Here is a 3,442-nt window from a genome sequence, read left to right as displayed (position 1 = left end):
TATAATCAATTAAATAATAAGAATATAAAAGATAATATCTTTCAATTATTAGATTTTTAGAAATATTTTGTTGATTCATTGAGTGCAAAAAAATGACTTTATGCTGAATGATCTTAAATTTATCTTGCTTGATGATAATGAATTGAAAAATGAAATTTCTGCCCGTTCAAATATTGATGTTAGAAATAATAGACTATTTTTAATAGTAAAAACATTTTTGAAAACAAAAATAAATGAACTATACGCTTATTCAAATGTAACGCCTAAAGCGGATAGAATAATAAAAGGAAAATCTAAAAAATCCAAAAAGCCTGAACAAGTTAAAGCTGAAGAATATGCGATAGATATATGGAAAAAAGATCCCGCTATAACGCAAGAAAATATGGCTTATCAATTAAAAGATAAATTAGAATTATCACAAACTATACAAACAATAATTCGTTGGATTAGACCTTTCCAGCCTAAGAAGTAAGAATAGAATGATCAAAAGCAGCTTATTCACTATGATAATCTGCTTTTTTATTATTATAAGTAACTTATTGATTTTTCAAAACTTCTAAATTCCTTTCTAATACCCCTCGTAACGTTACGAACCCTACAAATAGTTCAACAAACGAGAGGTATTTTTTATGAACCAATCACAAACCCAATCTAAAAAATTGATTTCAGGCAAAGAAGTTACTGCCGTTGTTGGCTTTGGCCGCACAAAATTAAATGAACTAGTCAAAGCAAATCAATTCCCCCAACCTATCCGCTTTTCACAAAACTTTATCCGCTGGGATTTAGAGGAAGTGAATGCTTGGATTGAAGAACAGAAAGCGACAAGGGGGCAATAATGAATAACGCATTGAAATTACTTTTAGAGCCAATAACGCACAAATTCCACCACAAGGAAATAAATGGCGTAAATGCGCGTAATTTGCATAAAGCTTTGCAAATTGGGCGAGATTTTTCAACGTGGATAAAAAACCGTATTGAAGAATGTTCATTTATTAAAGACAGTGATTTTATTATTGTTGAAAATTTGAGTTCCCCAAAACGGGGGAGCGCAAATAGTGAACAATTTACGCCCGAAATAGAGAATATAAATAAACAATCATCAAAAGCACGCCCGCAAAAGTTGATTGATTACATCATCACTTTTGATATGGCGAAACACCTTTGCTTATTGGAAAAAAACGAAGTGGGCCACGCAATCCGCCAGCACTTTATCGAAGCAGAAAAGCAATTTGCGCAGGTTGCCCCTCACCTACACCGCAACACCTTAGAGCGAACCAAAGCAAGGCTTGCCACGATTGACCACAATCGAGCAATGACAGACGCCATCAAAGATTACTACCAACGCCAAGGCAAAGAGTCAAAGCCGTATCACTTCAGCAATGAACAAGTAATGCTAGATAGCTTGCTTTTAGGCGAAAACGTCCACCACTGGAAAGAAAGAACTGGCGTGGCAAATGTGCGGGATAGCTTTACGACAAATCAACTTAATTTGCTCAAATTACTGCAGCAGACAAATACCACGTTACTTGTATTAGATATGCCGTTTAAACAACGCAAAGCGAACCTTGAAGCATTGTTACAGCGAATGAACCGAACCAATTTTGGTTTGGTTGAATAGCAGATATAGCAAAGGCTACTGAAACCAGTAGCCCCGCTATTAAAGGATTTTACTAATACGTCTTATTTATTTGCTATTGGATACATTGCAGCAATGTTATTTAACTGGGCATCACTATGAACAAGATACGCAGAAACGGACTTGGCATATTGCAACCTACAATATCAATAGTTAATAAAAAAACGAATGAACTAAACCCAAAGGATATTCTATGAATTTAATTCAAAATGATTTTATCAAACGTGAAAATAATTCATAACCAAAATTCTTTACAACCGAGGCAAATTTATCGTATTTTAACACCGCACTTTCAAACAGTGCCGAGCCTGAGAACTCGAACAATAAACTTGTGGCGGATAAATGCACGCCTATTAATGCGTGTTTTTTTATGCGTAGCACAAACACACCCAAAGAACGCCTAAAAATGGCGTGTTCTTCTATGGTAGCGTGTTATGGGAAAGGTTTCGCCCTTTGCTGTGTTCCACAAGTCGCAGTTTCTCAGCCCGTAACACGTTACCGCCCAAGCCTGAGAACTTTCGCGGTAACTTCACGAAAACTATTTACTTGTGGAGCAAACGCAATGAAACTCTTCATTTTTGCGGCAATCCGTCGCACAGACTTAACCAACAAAATTTATAAAATCCGCATTTTTGCTGAAACTGAAATGCAAGCAAGAGCAAAATTAGCTAAGCAATTCGTTCTTATTTTTGCCGGTTGCATTAACGTTAAAACTTAGCAAAAACGACCGCACTTTATCCCCTATCGTACTCACTTCAGCTATGGCGGAGGTGCAGAATGGATAACAAAGATTTAGCCTTTCAACTAGGGCTTTTAGAGCGTGATATTGAAAATCTTCATCAACCAGCAACACTTATTCACGCATTAGCTCACTATTCAGATTTAGACAAGTTTGACTATTGTGAGTTAGAAGAAGCGTTAAAAGGTATTAATACAGCACTTTATAACCATATTAATTCATTAAATCACCGTCTGAATTTTATTAAAGAAAAATTGGGGGTGAACAATGACTAAACCAACTAAAACCACACAAGAACAACACTATTTGCAAGCACAATCCCGCTTATGGGAAGCCTATACCATTGTTTTAATGGCAGCTAATGCAAATGAAGAACAAGTGAATGTCATTGATATGCAAACCGCTTTGCGTGGTGCGCTGGTATTAATGGATCAAGGTTTAGCGCATTTAGGGGAGGTATAGAATGGCCAAAGCAATACGTTCACGCAGAACAAAATTAAACCTTTGAACCTGAAATCTTGCCAAACTGGGAGCAGTTAGTCAAAGCGATTAAAGATGCCGAGCTTTATCTTGGCTTTGCCAAAAACTATCTACATAACGGGCATTTAAAAGGGGCGGTAGATGCGTTGAAATCTATCAAAAGCAGCGCAACAAAAGGATTAAAAGTTAAGAAAGGGGGAAGCAATGAATAATGATGAAGTCAATTTTGATAAATTGAATGAAACCGAATTACAAGCAATAGGCATTCACAACGGTAATTTTATCAATGGCACAAATAACCCTGAATTTCCTTATTTGGCCGTTGCTTTTGATGAATTGGCTAATGTGTTGGCTGGGATTGCCGAGATTGATCCGCTTTCATCAATACAATTTGCCAAAGAAGCGAATGTCATTTCTCAAAGATTGCTTGAACTTGCCCCTAAAGCACCAACAAAAGATTACAAGGAATTGATGAAATTATTCAGTAATGAAGAAATTGCCGAACATTTACTTAATTCAGTGATTTGTGGCTTTTTGGCTGGGCAACTTCAACAAATGGTAACAAAAGTTCTCACACAATTAGAAAA

8 protein-coding genes and 1 pseudogene are annotated in these 3,442 nt (G+C 36.3%); all 9 read left to right on the top strand.

The features are described from left to right. The first annotated feature begins 82 nt into the window (after positions 1–82). Positions 83–472 (top strand): hypothetical protein, encoded by a 390-nt coding sequence (locus tag C3Z13_RS11475; protein ID WP_103855996.1) that lies wholly within the window; start codon positions 83–85, stop codon positions 470–472. 157 nt (positions 473–629) lie between these two features. Beyond that, positions 630–836, top strand: coding sequence for a helix-turn-helix transcriptional regulator (locus C3Z13_RS11470; RefSeq protein WP_039135572.1), 207 nt, complete (start codon positions 630–632; stop codon positions 834–836). Beyond that, complete coding sequence (locus tag C3Z13_RS11465; RefSeq protein WP_103855995.1) at positions 836–1,618, top strand: antA/AntB antirepressor family protein; 783 nt, start codon at positions 836–838, stop codon at positions 1,616–1,618. The genes C3Z13_RS11470 and C3Z13_RS11465 overlap by 1 nt, the downstream gene beginning before the upstream one ends. Positions 1,619–1,967: 349 nt before the next feature. Beyond that, positions 1,968–2,123 (top strand): annotated as a pseudogene (locus tag C3Z13_RS13070) (host cell division inhibitor Icd-like protein); the annotation flags it as partial. A gap of 75 nt (positions 2,124–2,198) precedes the next feature. Then, positions 2,199–2,354: a host cell division inhibitor Icd-like protein gene (locus C3Z13_RS11550; RefSeq protein ID WP_146256902.1), complete on the top strand. Its 156-nt coding sequence runs from the start codon at positions 2,199–2,201 to the stop codon at positions 2,352–2,354. A gap of 59 nt (positions 2,355–2,413) precedes the next feature. Further along, entirely contained in the window at positions 2,414–2,650 is a 237-nt protein-coding gene (locus tag C3Z13_RS11455; RefSeq protein WP_103855993.1) for a hypothetical protein, read from the top strand. Beyond that, a complete protein-coding gene (locus C3Z13_RS11450) occupies positions 2,643–2,837 on the top strand; it encodes a hypothetical protein (RefSeq protein WP_103855992.1) in 195 nt (64 codons plus the stop codon). Before C3Z13_RS11455 ends, C3Z13_RS11450 begins: the two co-directional genes overlap by 8 nt. A gap of 56 nt (positions 2,838–2,893) precedes the next feature. After that, the gene (locus C3Z13_RS11785) at positions 2,894–3,067 is read left to right on the top strand and encodes a hypothetical protein (RefSeq protein WP_181022065.1); all 174 of its coding nucleotides are present in this window, start codon (positions 2,894–2,896) and stop codon (positions 3,065–3,067) included. Further along, positions 3,060–3,442: hypothetical protein (locus C3Z13_RS11445; protein WP_146256901.1), on the top strand; the 383-nt coding region annotated here is incomplete at its 3' end. The genes C3Z13_RS11785 and C3Z13_RS11445, both read left to right, overlap by 8 nt.

This window comes from Avibacterium endocarditidis (genome assembly GCF_002921145.1).
Classification (GTDB): Bacteria; Pseudomonadota; Gammaproteobacteria; order Enterobacterales; family Pasteurellaceae; genus Avibacterium; species Avibacterium endocarditidis.
The sequence above is the reverse complement of the archived record's forward strand: the minus strand, read 5'-3'. Positions and strand labels throughout refer to the sequence as shown.

What these genes read in the sequence shown, in the direction of transcription:
- C3Z13_RS11450 (WP_103855992.1), top strand. Translation starts at nt 2,643, where the DNA reads ATGACTAAACCAACTAAAACCACACAAGAACAACACTATTTGCAAGCA.
- C3Z13_RS11470 (WP_039135572.1), top strand. Translation starts at nt 630, where the DNA reads ATGAACCAATCACAAACCCAATCTAAAAAATTGATTTCAGGCAAAGAA.
- C3Z13_RS11455 (WP_103855993.1), top strand. Translation starts at nt 2,414, where the DNA reads ATGGATAACAAAGATTTAGCCTTTCAACTAGGGCTTTTAGAGCGTGAT.
- C3Z13_RS11550 (WP_146256902.1), top strand. Translation starts at nt 2,199, where the DNA reads ATGAAACTCTTCATTTTTGCGGCAATCCGTCGCACAGACTTAACCAAC.
- C3Z13_RS11465 (WP_103855995.1), top strand. Translation starts at nt 836, where the DNA reads ATGAATAACGCATTGAAATTACTTTTAGAGCCAATAACGCACAAATTC.